Annotated in this window: 15 protein-coding genes; 7 read left to right on the top strand and 8 right to left on the bottom strand. The window is 72.8% G+C overall.

From position 1 onward, the window contains the following. Positions 1–64: 64 nt before the first annotated feature. Complete coding sequence (locus QUG98_RS08435) at positions 65–1,108, bottom strand: ATP-dependent DNA ligase (RefSeq protein ID WP_289470103.1); 1,044 nt, start codon at positions 1,106–1,108, stop codon at positions 65–67. Between the two features lie 138 nt (positions 1,109–1,246). Here QUG98_RS08435 and QUG98_RS08430 point away from each other — a divergent pair, with 138 nt between their 5' ends. Next, complete coding sequence (locus QUG98_RS08430) at positions 1,247–2,290, top strand: MBL fold metallo-hydrolase (RefSeq protein ID WP_289470102.1); 1,044 nt, start codon at positions 1,247–1,249, stop codon at positions 2,288–2,290. Between the two features lie 56 nt (positions 2,291–2,346). Here the strand turns inward: QUG98_RS08430 and QUG98_RS08425 are convergent, their stop codons facing one another. The 3 genes from QUG98_RS08425 to QUG98_RS08415 form a co-directional block, all read right to left on the bottom strand. Next, positions 2,347–2,979 (bottom strand): FMN-dependent NADH-azoreductase, encoded by a 633-nt coding sequence (locus tag QUG98_RS08425; RefSeq protein WP_289470101.1) that lies wholly within the window; start codon positions 2,977–2,979, stop codon positions 2,347–2,349. Between the two features lie 180 nt (positions 2,980–3,159). Further along, a complete protein-coding gene (locus tag QUG98_RS08420; protein ID WP_289470100.1) occupies positions 3,160–4,731 on the bottom strand; it encodes an Ig domain-containing protein in 1,572 nt (523 codons plus the stop codon). 368 nt (positions 4,732–5,099) lie between these two features. Further along, positions 5,100–6,026, bottom strand: a complete 927-nt coding sequence (locus tag QUG98_RS08415; protein WP_289470099.1) for a LysR family transcriptional regulator — start codon at positions 6,024–6,026, stop codon at positions 5,100–5,102. Between the two features lie 81 nt (positions 6,027–6,107). On the opposite strand from QUG98_RS08415, the gene QUG98_RS08410 reads away from it, so the two are divergent. The 4 genes from QUG98_RS08410 to QUG98_RS08400 all read left to right on the top strand — a co-directional run bounded on the left by QUG98_RS08410 (position 6,108) and on the right by QUG98_RS08400 (position 10,827). Further along, positions 6,108–9,578: a bifunctional proline dehydrogenase/L-glutamate gamma-semialdehyde dehydrogenase gene (locus QUG98_RS08410; protein WP_289470098.1), complete on the top strand. Its 3,471-nt coding sequence runs from the start codon at positions 6,108–6,110 to the stop codon at positions 9,576–9,578. Between the two features lie 121 nt (positions 9,579–9,699). Beyond that, complete coding sequence (locus QUG98_RS16620; protein WP_491700644.1) at positions 9,700–9,855, top strand: DUF8730 family Cys-rich protein; 156 nt, start codon at positions 9,700–9,702, stop codon at positions 9,853–9,855. Further along, complete coding sequence (locus QUG98_RS08405) at positions 9,852–10,310, top strand: VOC family protein (RefSeq protein WP_289470097.1); 459 nt, start codon at positions 9,852–9,854, stop codon at positions 10,308–10,310. Before QUG98_RS16620 ends, QUG98_RS08405 begins: the two co-directional genes overlap by 4 nt. A gap of 79 nt (positions 10,311–10,389) precedes the next feature. Then, positions 10,390–10,827: a VOC family protein gene (locus tag QUG98_RS08400; RefSeq protein WP_289470096.1), complete on the top strand. Its 438-nt coding sequence runs from the start codon at positions 10,390–10,392 to the stop codon at positions 10,825–10,827. 24 nt (positions 10,828–10,851) lie between these two features. Here QUG98_RS08400 and QUG98_RS08395 read toward each other — a convergent pair whose 3' ends face one another. Further along, positions 10,852–11,472: a QsdR family transcriptional regulator gene (locus tag QUG98_RS08395; protein WP_289470095.1), complete on the bottom strand. Its 621-nt coding sequence runs from the start codon at positions 11,470–11,472 to the stop codon at positions 10,852–10,854. 63 nt (positions 11,473–11,535) lie between these two features. On the opposite strand from QUG98_RS08395, the gene QUG98_RS08390 reads away from it, so the two are divergent. Beyond that, on the top strand, positions 11,536–12,729 hold the full coding sequence (locus QUG98_RS08390) for an acyl-CoA dehydrogenase family protein (RefSeq protein WP_289470094.1): 1,194 nt from the start codon (positions 11,536–11,538) through the stop codon (positions 12,727–12,729). Positions 12,730–13,076: 347 nt separating this feature from the next. Here the strand turns inward: QUG98_RS08390 and QUG98_RS08385 are convergent, their stop codons facing one another. The 3 genes from QUG98_RS08385 to QUG98_RS08375 all read right to left on the bottom strand — a co-directional run bounded on the left by QUG98_RS08385 (position 13,077) and on the right by QUG98_RS08375 (position 15,726). Then, entirely contained in the window at positions 13,077–13,949 is an 873-nt protein-coding gene (locus QUG98_RS08385; protein ID WP_289470093.1) for a patatin-like phospholipase family protein, read from the bottom strand. Between the two features lie 154 nt (positions 13,950–14,103). Continuing rightward, positions 14,104–15,132 (bottom strand): NADPH:quinone reductase, encoded by a 1,029-nt coding sequence (locus tag QUG98_RS08380; RefSeq protein WP_289470092.1) that lies wholly within the window; start codon positions 15,130–15,132, stop codon positions 14,104–14,106. Positions 15,133–15,363: 231 nt separating this feature from the next. Continuing rightward, the gene (locus QUG98_RS08375; RefSeq protein WP_289470091.1) at positions 15,364–15,726 is read right to left on the bottom strand and encodes a winged helix-turn-helix transcriptional regulator; all 363 of its coding nucleotides are present in this window, start codon (positions 15,724–15,726) and stop codon (positions 15,364–15,366) included. Positions 15,727–15,816: 90 nt separating this feature from the next. Between QUG98_RS08375 and QUG98_RS08370 the strand changes: the two genes are divergently transcribed. Beyond that, positions 15,817–16,470: an NAD(P)-dependent oxidoreductase gene (locus QUG98_RS08370; protein WP_289470090.1), complete on the top strand. Its 654-nt coding sequence runs from the start codon at positions 15,817–15,819 to the stop codon at positions 16,468–16,470. Positions 16,471–16,575: the final 105 nt, after the last annotated feature.

Here is a 16,575-nt window from a genome sequence, read left to right as displayed (position 1 = left end):
TCCGGAAGTCACTAGTTAGCCTAACTACTGCGAGCATATTGGCGAGCGGCAGCTGGTGCAAGCGCTAGGACAAGACGTCGCGGAGGTCGTACGCAGAAGGGACATCGAGCTGTTCGAACCCGCACGACCGGGCGTCCCTGTCCGGCCGCAACCGCTCGAACTGCACCGTGTGCCGGAACCGGTCGCCCTCCATCTGGTCGTACCGCACCTCGAGCACGCGCGACGGTTCGAGCTGGACGAACGAGGTGTCGCGACCCGACGAGAACCGCGACCGTTCCCCGTCACCGGTGACGGGCCTCCCGTCCGCATCGCGGAGCACGACGGGCTCGAGTTCCTCGACCAACTGCTGGCGACGACGGTCGGTGAAGGCGGAGACGCCGCCGACCTGCCGGATCTCGCCGTCCGCGTCGTACAGCCCGACGAGCAGTGAGCCGACCCCGCTGCCGCTCTTGTGCACGCGGTACCCGATCGCGACGACGTCGGCGGTCCGGTGGTGCTTCACCTTGAGCATGGTGCGCTTGTTCGGTTCGTACGCCTTCGCCCGCGGCTTCGCGACGACCCCGTCGAGCCCGGCGCCCTCGAACGTGGTGAGCCACTCGCGGGCGAGGTCGACGTCGAGCGTGGTCCGGGTGACGTACAGCGGGTCGGTCATGCCGTCCGCGAGGGCCTCGAGCCGCTCACGCCGCTCGTCGAACGGCAGGTCGAGGAGCTCCGCGCCGTCGGCGACCAGCAGGTCGAACGCGACGAACTGCGCCGGGGTCTCGACGCTGAGCTTCCGGATCCGCGACTCGGCCGGGTGGATGCGCTGCGACAGGGCCTCCCAGTCGAGGTGCTCGGCGCCCGGCTCGCCGCTCCGCAGGACCACCTCGCCGTCGAGCACGACCGGGTGGTCGCGCCCGCCGAACTGCGCGCGGAACGCTTCGACGAGCTCCGGGAAGTACCGGGTCAGTGGCTTCGACCCGCGGCTGCCGATGGTGACGTCGTCGCCGTCGACCGTGACGATCCCGCGGAAGCCGTCCCACTTCGGTTCGTACCGCAGGCCGCCGCGGACGCTGTCGGGGTCGGGCACGGTGGCGACGGCCTTGGCGAGCATCGGTGCGATCTCCATGCGGCCTGTCTACTCGCGGGTGCTCCGGTGGACGGCCGGGAGGCTCGGCTCGGCTCCGGCGGTCCCGCAGCGCACACGGATCCCGGCCTGGAGGCTCGGCTCACCCTGGTCGCGCGGCGTCGTCACTAGGGTGGTCGCGTGACGACCGTGCCCCCGCCGGCAGCGCCGGCACCGGAACCGATCAGCCCCGTGCAGGCCGCCGCGCTCCGCGCCGGCGTGCTGCCGCCCGTCGAGCAGGTCCGGCCCGGTGTGTGGACCATCGCGGTGCCGTTCCGCGGGGGCGTTCCGGACGCGACCCTGTCCTACGTGCTCGAGGGGACGGACGGCTCGCTCACGGTGGTCGACCCCGGCTGGGCCGACGACGACGACCTCGGGGTGCTCCGGGCAGGGCTCGCGGCGATCGGGCGGTCCGTCGACCAGGTCGGGCTCGTCGTCGTGACGCACCTGCACGCCGACCACCTCGGCGCTGCCGCCGCACTCCGGCGTGCCAGTGGAGCCCGGGTCGCGATGCACCGGCTGGAGGTCGACGCCCTGCGTCGGGAGCGCGAGGACGCCGCGGCGAACGACGCCGACATCGCCCGGTGGGGGCTGCCCGACGCGCTGGTCGCCGGCGTCGTCGCGGCCTGGGGGAGCGGACGCCGGATCGGGCTCGGGCAGACGGCGGAGCCGTTCGCGGACCTGCTCGTGGAGGACGGCGACGTGCTGCCGGTCGCGGGGCGCGCGGTCCGGGCGCTCTGGACGCCGGGCCACACCGCCGGGCACCTGTGCCTCGTCGACGAGGGCGACGGGTTGCTCTTCACCGGCGACCACGTCCTGCCGCGGATCAACCCGGGGATCGGCCTGGGCGGGCGGACGGCGACGAACCCGCTGGGCGACCACCTGGCCTCCCTCGCGCGGCTCGACGGGTTCGGGGACCTCGAGGTCTGCCCGGGGCACGAGTACCGCTTCCGGGACGTCGTGACGCGTGCGTGGACGCTGGCACAGCACCGCGAGGAGCGCTCCCGGCACGTCGCCGAAGCGCTCGACGCGCTGACGTCGCCGACGCTGTTCGAGGTCGCGTCGCGCGTGCCGTTCAGCGGTGGGATCGACGCGATGACGGGGTTCCTGCTCGCGAGCGCGCTGACGCAGACCGCCTTCCACGCCGACCTGCTCGGCCGATCGGACGAGATCCGTCCCGCCTGAGTGTCGGCGACGACCGGCGGTGCCGGACGCCCGGCGGCGCCAGACGACCGGCAGCGTCAGACCACCGTCGCTGCCAGCCGTTCGAGCGTCGTGCGGGCGTCGGCGAACTCGGCCGCCGCGTGCTCGGCGAGCGGCGCGAGGTCCGGGATCCGGTCGGCGAGCGTGGCGCTGACGGTCACCGGGTACAGCTTCATGCCGAGCGCGGTCCCGAGGATGAGGTGCAGCACCGGCGAGCCGTGGTCCCAGGTCTCGGTCGGCGAGCCCGCGTCGTAGGTCGCCCCACGGCTGACCACGGTCACCACGGGGCGACCCGCGAGCGGCTGCACGTCGCCCGCCAGGACACCGGGCACGTGGACGCGGTCGATCCACGCCTTGAGGGTCGACGGCACCGTGTAGTTGTACAGCGGCGCGCCCACCACGACGGCGTCGGCGGCGAGGAGCTCGTCGATGACCTCCTGCCGGAGCGCCTCGGCCTCGGGTGCGACGGTCTCCTCGGCGGTGCGGTCGGCCGCTGCCCAGTGCAGCGCTGACGACTCCAGGTGCGGTAGCTGGTCGATGTGCAGGTCCCGCCGCACCACCGTGTACTCGGGACCGCGGGCGCGCCAGGCGTCCGCGAACGCGGCGGTCAGGGCGCGCGAACGCGAGTGGGCGAGGTCGGCCGACGAGTCGATGTGCAGCAGGGAGGGCATGCGGCCCACGCTACCGATGCCGGGCCACCGCGGACGGGCAGCCGACCGGCCGTGTCCGCACGGACGCCGACGGCCCCGTCGTGTCCGGGTGGGACACGGCGGGGCCGCGGGAGGTGCCTCCCGTCCGGACCGTTCCGACGCCCCGACGAACGGGACCGGCGGTCGTGCCGGACGGCGGTGTCAGCGCTGGGCTCGACGGCGACCGATGGTGCGGGAGCCTGCCAGACCGGCACCGGCGGCGATCAGGCCGAGGGCCCAGGCGATCGGCGCGGTCTCGTCGGCACCGGTGAAGGCGAGCTGGCCCTTCGTGGCCGTCGGCACCGTCGGCGTGGTGCCGACGGTCGCGGCGGTCGGGACGACGGTCACCGGGAAGGACACCGAGAGGCCGTCCTGCGCCACCGTCAGGCGGTGGGTCGAAGCGTGCGGGAACGTGACCTTCGTCGCGTACTCGTCCTCGTCGAAGGCGATCTGGTCGCTCGCGACGTCGCTCGTCACGGTCGGCTCGGGGCGGTTGCCGTCCGCGTCGTACTGCGTCGTCGAGTTCCCGAACTCGTCGACCAGCTCCCCGCTGATCCAGAGCGAGCCGCCCTGGGCCACGATCGGGTTGCCGCCCTCCACGATCGACGGTTCCTGCGAGTCGTCCGTGGGCTGGGTGAAGCTGGTGATGCTGCCGTCCGGGTGGATGATCCAGGTCCTGACCGGGTGCGTCAGGTGGGCGTCACCGTTCTCGTCGATGGAGTCGTAGTACTCAGCCGACGAGGTGTCCGTGGCGTAGGCGAGCACACCGACGGCCGCGGCTGGGTCGACCGTGATCTCGACGTACTGGGTCGTGGTCGACGTCCCGTCCGTGGCGACGATCGTGAACTCGTACTCGCCGGCGACGATCGGCGTGCCGCTCAGGACACCGGTCGTCGCGTCGAGCTCCAGGTCGTAGGGCAGGCGGAACGCCGGGTCGTCCTCGGGGTCCGTGGGGTCGGCGGACGACGGGTCGGCGTAGCCGACGGAGTACCGCACGGCACCGCCCGGCGCCGGAACGGCGAACGAGCGCGAGAACGCCTGGCCGGCGGTGGTCGTCAGTGTCAGGGCCTGGGCGACGACGACGGTGTCCTTCGCGAACTGCTCCTGGGTGCTGCCCAGCAGCGTCAGGGTGATCGTCTTGCCGACCAGCTCCTTCGGCACGACGAAGGTGTCACTGCGCCCCACCCATTCGTCGTCGACGCTCCAGACGGCGTCGATCGGGTCGGTGAACCCGGTGGAGACGTACCCCAGCGTGCTGCCGACGGTGGGCGTGCCGACGATGGTCACCGTCGGTGCGGCCACTGCGGCGGCGGTCGAGCTGCCCGTCGGCGCGGGGGCGGTGGCGGCCGGGGACGGCGTCGATGCTGCGTGCGTCGACGCTGCGTCCGTCGACGCTGCGTCCGTCGTCGCTGGGTCTGACGACGACGGCGCTGGGGTCTCGGTGGCCGACGGCGTCTCGGCGTCGGCCGGGGACGACGGGTCTGCGGTCGGGGTCGTCCCGGCATCGGACGACTCGCTGGCCGGGGCGCTGGTCGCGGTGTCGGTCGGCGCGGCCGTCGTGGTGTCGGTCGGTGCGGCGGTCGACTGCGACGGGTCGGTCGACGAGACGGCAGCCGTCGTGTCAGCGAACGCGGCGGTCGAGGTGAAGACACCCAGACCGGTGGTCAGACCGATGAGTGCGACGGTGGTCCCCAGCGCGCAGGCGCGTCGGGTCGTGGAGGTGCTGCGGTGCACTGTTCCCCCAGGGATCAGGTCCGGTCGGGTGCCGGATCGTGAGAGTCTGCCGTGACTGTCCGGCGTTCTCGGATCGTAGGGGTTCAGCCGCGCAACGCGGACGCGTGTGGCCGGATCGTGACCTGCACCGGGGGTGTGTGCGGCTCTCCGTACGGAGGGCGCCCGCAGGAGTGCGGCGACGGCAGACGCGATCGTCGCGCCCGGTCGGAGCGCCGTGGTGTGCCGGAGGGCCGGCCGGTCGACGTGCTGCATGACTTCTCCCTGATGTGCGGTGGGGCCGTGGTGGCTCCTCACCTGGAGGTGTGCAGCACGGCGACCGATCTCACCGACGTCAGGTCACGATCCGGCAACGACGGGGGAGCACGGCGTCACGCGTGGTCGCGCTGCGCGGCGGCCGCGTCCTCGAGGGCCGCCCGGAGGGCCGTCACGGCGGGCGAGTCCGCACTCGACATCCGCTGGGCCGTGAAGATCGTGCGGCGTGCCGGGTCGGGCAGGTCGAGGAGCCGACAGGACGTCGAGCGACCCGCCCACACGAGGTCGGGCATCAGGCCGACCGCGTTCCCCGACTCGATCAGGCGGATCTGCGCCTGCAGGTCGGCGGTCTCGTAGCGGACGTCCGGTTCGAAGCCGGCGCGGCGGCAGGTCTGCTCGGCGAAGTGCCGGGACGCGGCCCCACGGGGCTCCATCACCCACGGCATGTCCGCGGCGTCGAGCAGGGCAACTCCGGGGTCGTCGTCCGTGAGCGGCACCAGGCAGACGTCGACGGGTGGGAGCGCGAGGCGGACCGAGTCGGTGGTGAGGTCGCGACGGTCGAGCCCGGGGAAGCGCGGTGCCGCGTGCGCCGGGTACTGCTCGGCGATCACCATGTCGAAGTCCCGCGCCCAGGTCTCGTTGAGCGCCGTCTCCGGCTCGCGCTGCACCATCTCGACCCGGACGTCGGGGTGCTCCAGCGCCATCGTGCGGAGTGCCGTCGGCATCAGGGCGAGGGCGGCGGACTGGAAGACGGCGACGCGCACGCGGCCCTGCACGGACGTCAGGGTCGACTCCACGCTGGCCTGCGCGCGTTCGAGCACGTCGAGCACCTCGCCCGCCGCAGCCACGAGGACCTCGGCCTGCGGGGTGAGCTGCAGCCGCCGACCGGAGCGTCGCAGGAGCTGCACGCCGGCCTCGCGCTCGAGCACCGCGAGCTGTTGCGACACCGCGGAGGGGGTGAAGTTCATCGCCGCGGCCACGGCGGCGACGGTGCCCCGGATCGAGAGTTCCCGGAGGAGCACGAGACGGCGGACGTCGAGCATGACGGAACAGTAGCTGAACTGAACGGTACGCGTCAGCAGGAGTTGCTTCCGCTTACGCTTCGGGAACTCCACACTGATCCCATGACCGACCTCCAGGCACGCGACACCGACGCCGCTCCGACCCCGCACGACGACCTGGCGGACCAGTCCGTCGCCCTCGTCCGCCAGTGGCTGGCCGAGGCCGAGACCTACCCGGTCGATGGCTCGGCGAAGCAGCTCGCCGGGGTCCTCGCCGACCCGGCGGGACTCGACTTCGCGGTCGGGTTCGTCGACGGCGTCGTCCGGCCCGAGGACCTGGGGGTCGCCGCCCGGAAGCTCCGGCAGATCGCGCCCGGCGCGCCCGGCTTCCTGCCCGCGGCGCTCCGCGGCCTCGTCCGGCTCGGCGGCGGCATGGCTCCGGTGCTGCCGGGGGTCGTCGTCCCGATCGCGCGCCGGGTGCTCCGCGAGATGGTCGGCCACCTCATCGTCGATGCGACCGACGCCAAGCTCGGCCCGGCCATCGCGAAGATCAAGCGCGACGGCGTCCGGTTGAACGTCAACCTGCTCGGGGAGGCCGTGCTCGGCGAGAAGGAGGCCTCGCGCCGGCTCGAGGGCACGCAGCGGCTCCTCGCCCGCGACGACGTCGACTACGTCTCGATCAAGGTCTCGTCGACCGTGCACCCGCACTCCCCGTGGGCCTTCGACCACGCGGTCGAGGACATCATCGCCAAGCTCCGCCCGCTCTTCCGCCTCGCTGTGCAGAGCTCGCCGCGGAAGTTCATCAACCTCGACATGGAGGAGTACAAGGACCTCGACCTGACGATCGCGGTCTTCACGAAGCTCCTCGACGAGCCGGAGTTCACCGACCTCGAAGCGGGCATCGTGCTCCAGGCGTACCTGCCCGACGCGCTCGCCGCGATGCAGCACCTGCAGGAGTGGTCGGCCGCGCGTCGTGCCCGCGGCGGTGCCGACATCAAGGTCCGGCTCGTCAAGGGCGCGAACCTGCCGATGGAGCAGGTCGAGGCCTCGGTGCACGGTTGGCCGCTCGCCACCTGGCACACGAAGCAGGACTCTGACACCAACTACAAGCGCGTGCTCGACTGGGCGCTGACGCCCGAGCGCATCGCGAACGTCCGCGTCGGCGTCGCCGGGCACAACCTGTTCGACGTCGCGCACGCCTGGCTGCTCGCCGGGGAGCGCGGCGTCCGTGACGGCATCGAGTTCGAGATGCTGCTCGGCATGGCCCAGGGGCAGGCCGAGGCGGTCCGCCGCACGGTCGGTTCGCTGCTCCTGTACACGCCGGTCGTCCACCCGGGCGAGTTCGACGTCGCGATCGCCTACCTGATCCGACGGCTCGAAGAAGGCGCGTCGCAGGAGAACTTCATGTCGGCGGTGTTCTCGCTGGCCTCGTCGCCCGAGCTCTTCGCACGCGAGGAGTCCCGCTTCCGCGACTCCCTCGCCCCGCTCACACAGCCCGGCGGTCTCGACGCCCCGGCTCCGCACCGCATCGCCGACCGGTACGCGGCGGTCGAGCGGCCCCGGCCCGGGCACTTCGAGAACACGCCGGACAGCGACCCGTCGGTCGCGGCGGTCCGCGAGTGGGGTGCCGCGATCACGTCCCGCATCGCCACGTCGACACTCGGTGAACGCGCCGTCCAGGAGGCCCGGCTCACCTCCGCCGAGCAGCTCGAGTCCGTCCTGGGTCGCGTCCGCACCGCCGGTACCGAGTGGGGCGAGTGGTCCGGCGCTGCCCGCGGCGCGGTCCTGCACGCCGTCGGCGACGCGCTCGAGGCGAACCGCGCCGCGCTCGTCGAGGTCATGGCGGCCGAGGCCGGCAAGACGATCGACCAGGCCGACGTCGAGGTCTCCGAGGCGATCGACTTCGCCCACTTCTACGGCGAGCTCGCCGCGCAGCTCGACGACGTCGACGGCGCGTCCTTCACGCCCGCCGCGCTGACCCTGGTCACGCCGCCGTGGAACTTCCCGGTCGCGATCCCGGCCGGCTCGACCCTCGCCGCGCTCGCCGCCGGGTCGGCCGTCGTGCTCAAGCCCGCGCCGCCCGCCGAGCGCTGCGGCGCCGTGCTGGCGTCGATCATCGAGACCGCGCTCGACGCCCACGGGGTCCCCGCCGACGTGCTCGCCTTCGTGCAGGTGGCCGAGGACGACCTCGGCAAGCAGCTCATCGCCGCGCCCCAGGTCGACCGGGTCATCCTCACCGGTGCGTACGAGACCGCCGAGCTGTTCCGGTCGTTCCGCCCCGACCTGCCGCTGCTCGCGGAGACCTCGGGCAAGAACGCCATCATCGTCACGCCGTCGGCCGACCTGGACCTCGCCGTGAAGGACGTCGTCGCCTCGGCGTTCGGGCACGCCGGCCAGAAGTGCTCCGCCGCCTCGCTCGTCGTGCTCGTCGGTTCCGTGGCGACCTCGCGCCGGTTCCGCTCGCAGCTCCTCGACGCCGTGTCGTCGCTCACCGTCGGGTACCCGACCGACCCGACGACGCAGATGGGCCCGGTCATCGAGCCCGCTGCGGGCAAGCTGCTCGAGGGCCTCACCACGCTCGGCGCGGGGGAGTCCTGGGCGGTCACTCCGAAGCGCCTCGACGACACCGGCAAGCTCTGGAGCCCCGGCGTCCGCGACGGCGTCCGACGTGGGTCGGCGTTCCACCGGACGGAGTACTTCGGCCCGATTGTCGGGATCATGACCGCGAAGACCCTCGACGAGGCGATCGCCATCGTGAACGAGGTCGACTACGGCCTGACCTCGGGCCTGCACTCCCTCGACGCGTCCGAGATCGGCACCTGGCTCGACCGGATCGAGGCGGGGAACCTCTACGTCAACCGTGGGATCACCGGAGCGATCGTCCGGCGGCAGCCGTTCGGCGGGTGGAAGAAGTCCGCGGTCGGGGCCGGCACCAAGGCCGGCGGGCTGAACTACCTGCTCGGACTCGGCTCGTGGTCGCCCTCGGTGGCGTCGGCCGGTGCGCCCGCGTCGGCACCGGTGCGCTCGTTCCTCCGCGCCACCGGGATCGCGTCCGAGTCGCTCGACCGGGCCACCGCGTCCGACGAGCAGGCCTGGTCGTCCCTCTTCGGCGCAGCGATCGACGTCTCGGCGCTCTCGGCCGAGCGGAACATCGCGCGCTACCTGCCGTACCCGGGTGTGCACGTCCGTCTTGCCTCGGCGGAGGAGTCCGCGGTCGCCGACCTCGTGCGCGTCGTCGCCGCAGCCGTCCGGGCCGGCACGACGATCGACGTCTCGACGGTGGGCGCGCTGCCGTCGGCGCTCGCGTCCGCGATCCGTGCGCTGCCGAACGTGCGCTCCGTCGCCGAGGGGCAGTCCGACGAGGCGTTCGCGAAGCGCGTCGAGCGTGGAGAGTCCACCCGCGTCCGGCTGATCGGCGGCGACACTGCGGCGCTGACGACCGCGATCGGTGGACGGCCGGACGTCGCCGTGTACGGAGAGCTCGTTACCGAGGCCGGCCGCATCGAGTTGCTCCCGTTCCTGCGCGAGCAGGCGGTGTCGATCACGGCACACCGCTTCGGCACGCCGAACCACCTCACCGACGCGTTGATCTGACCGGCGCAGGGCCACTCGGAGCACGCGACTGCGGCGTGCGGAGTGCGTGTTCCGGACCGTCGAGCGTGCGGGAGACACTGCCCCGTGCCCTCCGGCGGATCCGGTGCGTACCGTCGGGCTCATGTGCGAGTCCGTCCAGTGCCCGGTGTGCGGCAAGACCTCGTGGACCGGCTGCGGGGAACACGTCCGCGAGGTCTTCCGCGGTGTCCGTCGCCGGGACCGCTGCACGGGCCACGGACTCCCTCGGCACGTCTTCGACGCCGCTGGCTTCCGGTGAGCAGCGCCGGCGGCGGGATCGTCGACCCGCAGGGGTTCGCGCACGTCCGACTCACGGTGACGGACATCCGTCGGAGCAAGGCCTTCTACCAGCAGCTGTTCGGCATGCCGCCGGGAAGCGACTTCAGCGAACAGATCGACGACCCGACGATCCACGACGACCCGTGGCGGACGTACGGCGGGTGCTCGTTCACGTTCCACGGGCAGACGCTCGGGCTCCGTCCGGTGGCGCCCCCCGGTGACCGCTTCGACCCCGACCGGGTCGGTCTCGACCACCTGAGTCTGCGGGTCCGGTCCGTCGACGACCTGCACGGCGCAGTCGATCGTCTCGACGCGGCGGGCATCGTGCACGGAGCGGTCACGGACCTCGAACCGTTCGGCCTCGTCATCCTGTCGTTGCAGGACCCGGACGACATCAACCTCGAGCTCGCGGCACCGCGACCGGCAGACGCCTGATCGGACGCTCCTCGTCGGTGGTGGCCGGTAGCCGCACGCTGCCCGGGGTCGCCCAGTCTGACGGCGTTGGCTCTGGTGCATGAGCGAACAGATCGTCAAGCCCCTCGGCCTCGCCCACGTCCGGGTCACCGTCACCGACATCCACCGCAGCAAGGCCTTCTACGAGCAGCTGCTCGGCGTGGCACCGGCGATGGACTTCAGCGACCACATCGACGAGCCCGGCATCAGTGAGGACCGCGAGCGGCTGTACGGCGGCGCGATCTTCCCGGTCGGCGACCAGCTCTTCGGGCTGCGTCCGGTCGCGCCGAGCGGACAGCGCTTCGACCCGGACACCGTCGGCCTCGACCACGTGAGCTTCGTCGTGGGCTCCGTCGACGAGCTGCACGCCGCTGCCGGACGCCTCGACGCCGCCGGCATCGAGCACGGCGAGGTCACCGACCTCGGTGACGCCGGCATGGTGATCCTGTCCGTGCAGGACCCGGACGACATCAACCTGGAGCTCGCCGCGAAGAAGTGAGCTCGCGGGCTCGGATCCCGGGCGTCACGGCCGGAGGATGTACTCGAACGTCGTCCGGGCGCGCTCGGGGTCCGGCGTCTCGCCGGAGATCAGGTCCGCGTAGGTGAACGACTCCGACACCCGGACGAGCAATCGCGCGAGCTCCTCCGCGGACAGGGGCGCCGGATCGAACGCCCCCGCTTCCTGTTCGGTTGCGATCACGGCGGTCATGACCGCCACGAACCGGCGCTGCACGTCGCTGTCGGTCGTGGTGAGCAGGCGGAGTGCTCGGGTCGGTTCCCGGGTCAGGAACGCGCGGAAGTACGGCGCCCGGATGAGGTCCGCCGTGAAGTGGTCGAGCACATCGACGACCCGCCCGGCGCCGGAGGGTGCGGCCGCCCGCCCCGCGGCGTCGAGCGTCGGGACGGCGAGCGACCACAGGATCTCCGAGAGCAGCTGGTCGCGGTTGCCGACCCAGCGGAACAGCGACGTCCGGTCGACACCGAGCGACGCGGCGAGCGAGCCCATGTCGATGCGTGCCCCGTCGATGAACGCTCGCCGTGCGGAACGGAACGCGCGCTGGGAGTCGCCGTGGGCCTCCAGTCTGGCGGCCAGCGCGCTCGGGACGAGCGTCGACCCGAGCGTGCCGAGTGGTTCGTTCCTCACCGTTCCCCCTGAGTGCCGACGCCGGTCTTGCAACGTTTTCGAGAATGATGCATCGTTGGTGCCATGTCAACGTCGATCACCGACACGCCCCTGCTCGAATCCGACTTCTACCGGTTCCAGGAGGGGCTCACGCCCAGGGAGCGGGAGTCGCTCGGGCAGCTGCGCGCGTACCTCGAGGCCGAGGTGCGCCCGATCGCCGACCAGTACTGGGCGCGGGCGGAGTTCCCGGAGCAGACGATCGCGCCGCTCGCGGAGCTCGGCATGTACGGCCCGAGCATCCCGCTCGTCCGGCACTTCGAGAACTCGGCGGTCTACCGCGGCTGGGCGGCGCTCGAGCTCGGTCGGATCGACGCCGGCGTCTCGACGTTCATCGGGGTGCAGTCCGGCCTGGCGATGAACTCGATCGCGGTCGGTGGCAGCGACGAGCAGCAGCAGGAGTGGCTGCCGCGGATGGCGCGTGGCGAGGTCGTCGGGGCCTTCGGGCTGACCGAGCCGCTGTCCGGCAGCGACTCCGCGCGCGGGCTCCGGACCACCGCCCGGCGCGAGGGTGACACGTGGGTGCTCGACGGTGAGAAGCGGTGGATCGGCAACGCGACCTTCGCGGACGTCGTCGTCATCTGGGCGAAGGACGTCGCCGACGAGCAGGTCAAGGGGTTCCTCGTGACGGCCGACACCCCCGGCTTCACCGCGACGAAGATCGAGGACAAGATCGCCCTGCGCACCGTGCAGAACGCCGACATCGTGCTCGACGGCGTCCGGGTGCCCGAGTCGCGCCGACTGCAGCGGGCGGACTCGTTCCGCACGACGGCCGCGGTGCTCCGGCTCACCCGCACCGAGGTGGCATGGCAGGCCGTCGGCATCGCGATCGGGGCCTACGAGGCCGCGCTCGCCTACGCCCGCGAGCGCATCCAGTTCGGCAAGCCGATCGCGGCGCACCAGATGGTCCAGGACCTGCTCGTGCGGTCGCTCATGAACATCACCGCGTCGATCGCCCTGTGCACCCAGGCCTCGGCGATGCAGGACCAGGGGATCGGCGGCGACGAGCACTCCGCGATGGCGAAGGCGTTCGCGACGGCGAAGATGCGCGAGACCGTCGGCTGGTGCCGCGAGGTCCAGGGTGGCAACGGCATCGTGCTCGACAAGGGCGTCGCGCGGTTCTTCTCCGACGCCGAGGCGATCTACTCCTACGAGGGCACGCGCGAGGTGAACACGCTCATCGTCGGGCGGGCGATCACGGGGCAGGCCGCGTTCGTCTGAGCCGTGACCGGCGGTGCGCTGGGCCGGGCGGGACCCCGGCGGAGCGCGCTCGTCCGACGTTGCACGTGTCGATCGACACGCGGGATGTCGATCCGTGCGCACGCATTCGGTGCGTGTGCATCGTGCGACATCGCACTCGTCGATCGACGCGCGTGATGTCGCGAGCGGAGCGGGCACCGGTCGGCACCGCGGCACGCACGGCACCGCGGCGCGCACGGCACTGCGGCGCGCACGGCACTGCGGCGCGCACGGCACTGCGGCGCGCACGGCACTGCGGCGCGCACGGCACTGCGGCGCGCACGGCACTGCGGCGCGCACGGCACTGCGGCGCGCACGGCACCCGCCGCCTACGCCCAGAACGCGGCGATCGCCTCCGCTGCCGCCTCGCCCTGCCGTCGGCCCTCGGTCGCCGAGGGCGCCTGCGTCGACAGGGACAACGAGTTGTCGCCGAACGCGTGCTGCGCCCCGCTGTCCGCCACGATCGTCTCGACCGAGCTCCCGCCGGCCCGGAGTGACTCCACCGCGAGGTCGAGCCAGGGTCCGAGCGGGGACGGCCCCTCCGGTCCGCACGCCACGACGAGCACGCGCTCGTACCCGGCGGCGACGTCCGCGTTCGTGGCCGAGCGGAGCCCGCCGTCGTAGTGCGGCACGCCGTCGATGTGCACCGGCGACCACACGAACGGCACCGAGCAGCTCGAGGCCACGGCACGGGGGAGCGGGACGCCCGACTCGGCCGTCAGCACCCGGAACGACCCGTCGAGGGCGTCGATCGCCGTCAGCGCGAGCGGCTTCGCCGGCCACTCGATCGACGGCAGCGTCTCGCTGAACGTCGCGACCCGCTCCTCGTCGGACTGTCCGGTGACGACCTGCTGCGCCACGGCGCCGAGCCGCGCGCGGGCGTCCTGCTCCGAGGTCGCCCCCGCGAGGACCTGCAGCAGTCGGTCCTGGTAGTCCTCACCGGCGATCCGCTCCGGTTCGACGTACGTGCTCGGCAGCGGCGCGTGCTGCTGCTCGTACGCCTGGGCCACGGCGCCGGCGCGCACGAACGAGCCGACGACGCTGCCGGCGCTCGTCCCGACCACGAGGTCCGCGACGTCGAGGTCGACCCCGGCCTCCTGCAGGGCGGAGAGCACCCCGACCTCCCACGCGATGCCGGCGACGCCGCCTCCGCCGAGGACGAGTGCTCTGGTTCCGGGCGTGGGCGTCGAGACGTCGGTCATGGGTCCTGTGTACCAGGTGGGCGCGGGACGGCCGGGAGGCGCGGGGCGGACCCGCCACGCGCCTCCCGGCCGTCAGCTGGTCGCGACGGCGACCCGTGGTCGGGTCGCGGGCGGCGCCTCGCGGCCGTCAGTCGGTCGCGTCGGTGACCGGTCCTTACTCGCCCGCGACGTCGATCAGGACCTTGCCGACCACGTCGCCCTCGACGGCGTCGTGCGCGGCGGCGGTGTCCTCGAGCGCGAAGCGCGTCAGGGGCAGGCCGGCGTCCTCGCCGACGGGGAGCACGCCGTCGCGCAGCGCGGCGGTCACGTCCTCGGCGGCGGCGGACAGGGCGCGGTCGCCGATCGTGTAGAGCAGCAGGAACTGGTAGCGGGCGTTCACCGACATGTTGGGACGGATCGGGAGCGTCGCCTCGTCGCCGCCGTTGTTCGCGTAGATCGACACGACGCCGTGGTTCGCCAGGACGTCCGCGACGAGCTGAGCGTTCTGGGGGATCGAGACCTCGACGACGATGTCCACGCCGTCGGGAGCGATCTCGCGGATGCGCGCGGCAGCGTCCTCGTCGCGGTAGTTCACGGTGTGGTGGGCGCCGGCGGCGGTCGCCAGGGCCGCCTTCTCGTCCGAGCTGATCGTGCTGATGACGGTCGCGCCGGCCCAACGGGCGAGCTGGATCGCGGCGTGGCCGACGGCCCCGGCGCCACCGGCGACCAGCACGGTGCGGCCCACGAGCGCTCCGGGTGCGAGCCGCGACGGGCCGTCCTCGTGGGTGGTGAGGGCGCGGTGGGCGGTCATCGCGGGGACGCCGAGCGAGGCGCCGACGTCGAAGCTCGTGCCCTCGGGCAGGGCCACCGCGCGCGACGCCGGGACGACCGTGTACTCCTGCGCGGTGCCGGTGGGGCGGCTGGCGGCGGCCATGTACAGCCAGACGCGGTCGCCCTCGTGCAGGATGTCGACGCCCTCGCCGACGGCGTCGACCACACCGGCGCCGTCCTGGTTCGGGGTGATCTCGGGGAACGGCAGGCCGTCGCCGTAGGTGCCGCCGGCGCGGGCCTTCCAGTCGGTGGGGTTCACGCCGGAGACGACGACGCGGACGCGGACCTCGCCGGGGCCGGGCTGCGGGACCTCCCGCTCGACCAGGTCGAGGACGCTGCTGTCACCGGGCTTCGTGTAGACGATCGATCGCATGTGTCCAGGCAACCACCGCGGGTCCTCGGGTCTTCCTGGGGACGGTCAGCGGCGGCAGCCGCGCGTGTCCGGGGCGCGCCGCGTCTGCGGGGCGCCACGCCTGCGGGCGCCGCGTCCGCGGGGCGCCGCCGCTCCGCGCGGTTGCGGCCCGAGCGCGCCGCGCCTGCTCGCGACGCTCGGCTCCTGCCGGCGGCGCGCGTCGCCCAGCGCGCGTCGCGTCCGGGGCGCTGCTCAGCGCGCGTCGTACGCGTCCCGCGAGTCCTGCACGTCGGCCATGTGCGACGTCGCCCAGTCCTCGAGCGGCGCCAGCACCGCCCGCAGCGATCGACCCCGCTCGGTGAGCTCGTACTCGACCCGCGGTGGGATCTCGGGGAAGACCGTGCGCGTCACGAGCCCGTCCCGCTCGAGGGCTCGGAGCGTCTGCGTGAGCATCTTCTGCGACACGCCCTGCACCCGGTCGGCAACGGCGGAGTACCGCCGCGGTCCGTCCACGAGCGACCCGATGACCAGGACGCTCCACCGGTCACCGATCCGGTCGAGCAGCTGCCGCGAGGGGCAGTCCGCCGCGTAGGGGCTGTACTCGAGCGCCGACATCCTGTCCTCCGTTACGCACTGTGAGGTGCCTACTTCCCAGAAGAGAGTAACGCGAGTACGGTCGGCTGCACCAGTCACGGAAGGACACTCATGACCACCATCGTCGTCTTCGGCGGCACCGGGTACGCCGGCTCCGCCATCGTCCGCGAGGCCCTGTCCCGCGGCATCGCCGTCACCGCCGTCGCCCGCGACACCTCGAAGCTCGACGCCGCCGAGGGACTCACCCTCGCGCAGGGCGACGCCTTCGACGCCGACTTCGTCACGGACGTCACGAAGGACGCGGACGTCGTCGTGGTCTCGCTGCACGCGGTCCAGGCGGACGGCAGCGAGCTCAAGGAGAAGTTCCAGCACTTCGTCGACGCCGCGGCTGCTGCCGGCGCCCGGCTCGGCATCGTCGGAGGTGCGGGTTCGCTGCTCGTCGCCGAGGGCGGCCCGGCGCTGTACGACACCGCGGAGTTCCCCGACGCCTTCAAGGGCGAGGCGAAGAGCCACGGCGAGATCCTCGACCGGCTGCGTTCCGGCGGGTACACCGGCGACGTCGACTGGTTCTACGTGAGCCCGGCCGCGGCCTTCGGCGGGTACAACCCCGGCGAGCGTCGGGGCACGTACCGCACCACGGACGACCTGCTCCTGACGGACGGCGAGGGCAGCTCGGACATCTCCGGCGCGGACTACGCGATCGCCGTCGTCGACGAGATCGAGCACCCGGCGCACCACCGCGCGCGCTTCGGCGTCGCGTACTGACGCGAGCGGCCGGCGCGACCGGCAGACGGACGGGAGGCACGGTGCGGGCTCGCACCGTGCCTCCCGTCCGTCGCGTGGTGCCGCGCACGTCGGGTGCCCGCCGCG

The organism is Curtobacterium subtropicum, assembly GCF_030362975.1.
Classification (GTDB): domain Bacteria; phylum Actinomycetota; class Actinomycetes; order Actinomycetales; family Microbacteriaceae; genus Curtobacterium; species Curtobacterium subtropicum.
This window is presented reverse-complemented; position numbering and strand designations above follow the sequence as displayed.

Coding starts and splice junctions, on each gene's coding strand:
- QUG98_RS08435 (WP_289470103.1), bottom strand. CDS start 1,108: ATGGAGATCGCACCGATGCTCGCCAAGGCCGTCGCCACCGTGCCCGAC.
- QUG98_RS08425 (WP_289470101.1), bottom strand. CDS start 2,979: ATGCCCTCCCTGCTGCACATCGACTCGTCGGCCGACCTCGCCCACTCG.
- QUG98_RS08415 (WP_289470099.1), bottom strand. CDS start 6,026: ATGCTCGACGTCCGCCGTCTCGTGCTCCTCCGGGAACTCTCGATCCGG.
- QUG98_RS08410 (WP_289470098.1), top strand. CDS start 6,108: ATGACCGACCTCCAGGCACGCGACACCGACGCCGCTCCGACCCCGCAC.
- QUG98_RS16620 (WP_491700644.1), top strand. CDS start 9,700: ATGTGCGAGTCCGTCCAGTGCCCGGTGTGCGGCAAGACCTCGTGGACC.
- QUG98_RS08400 (WP_289470096.1), top strand. CDS start 10,390: ATGAGCGAACAGATCGTCAAGCCCCTCGGCCTCGCCCACGTCCGGGTC.
- QUG98_RS08390 (WP_289470094.1), top strand. CDS start 11,536: ATGTCAACGTCGATCACCGACACGCCCCTGCTCGAATCCGACTTCTAC.
- QUG98_RS08385 (WP_289470093.1), bottom strand. CDS start 13,949: ATGACCGACGTCTCGACGCCCACGCCCGGAACCAGAGCACTCGTCCTC.
- QUG98_RS08380 (WP_289470092.1), bottom strand. CDS start 15,132: ATGCGATCGATCGTCTACACGAAGCCCGGTGACAGCAGCGTCCTCGAC.
- QUG98_RS08375 (WP_289470091.1), bottom strand. CDS start 15,726: ATGTCGGCGCTCGAGTACAGCCCCTACGCGGCGGACTGCCCCTCGCGG.
- QUG98_RS08370 (WP_289470090.1), top strand. CDS start 15,817: ATGACCACCATCGTCGTCTTCGGCGGCACCGGGTACGCCGGCTCCGCC.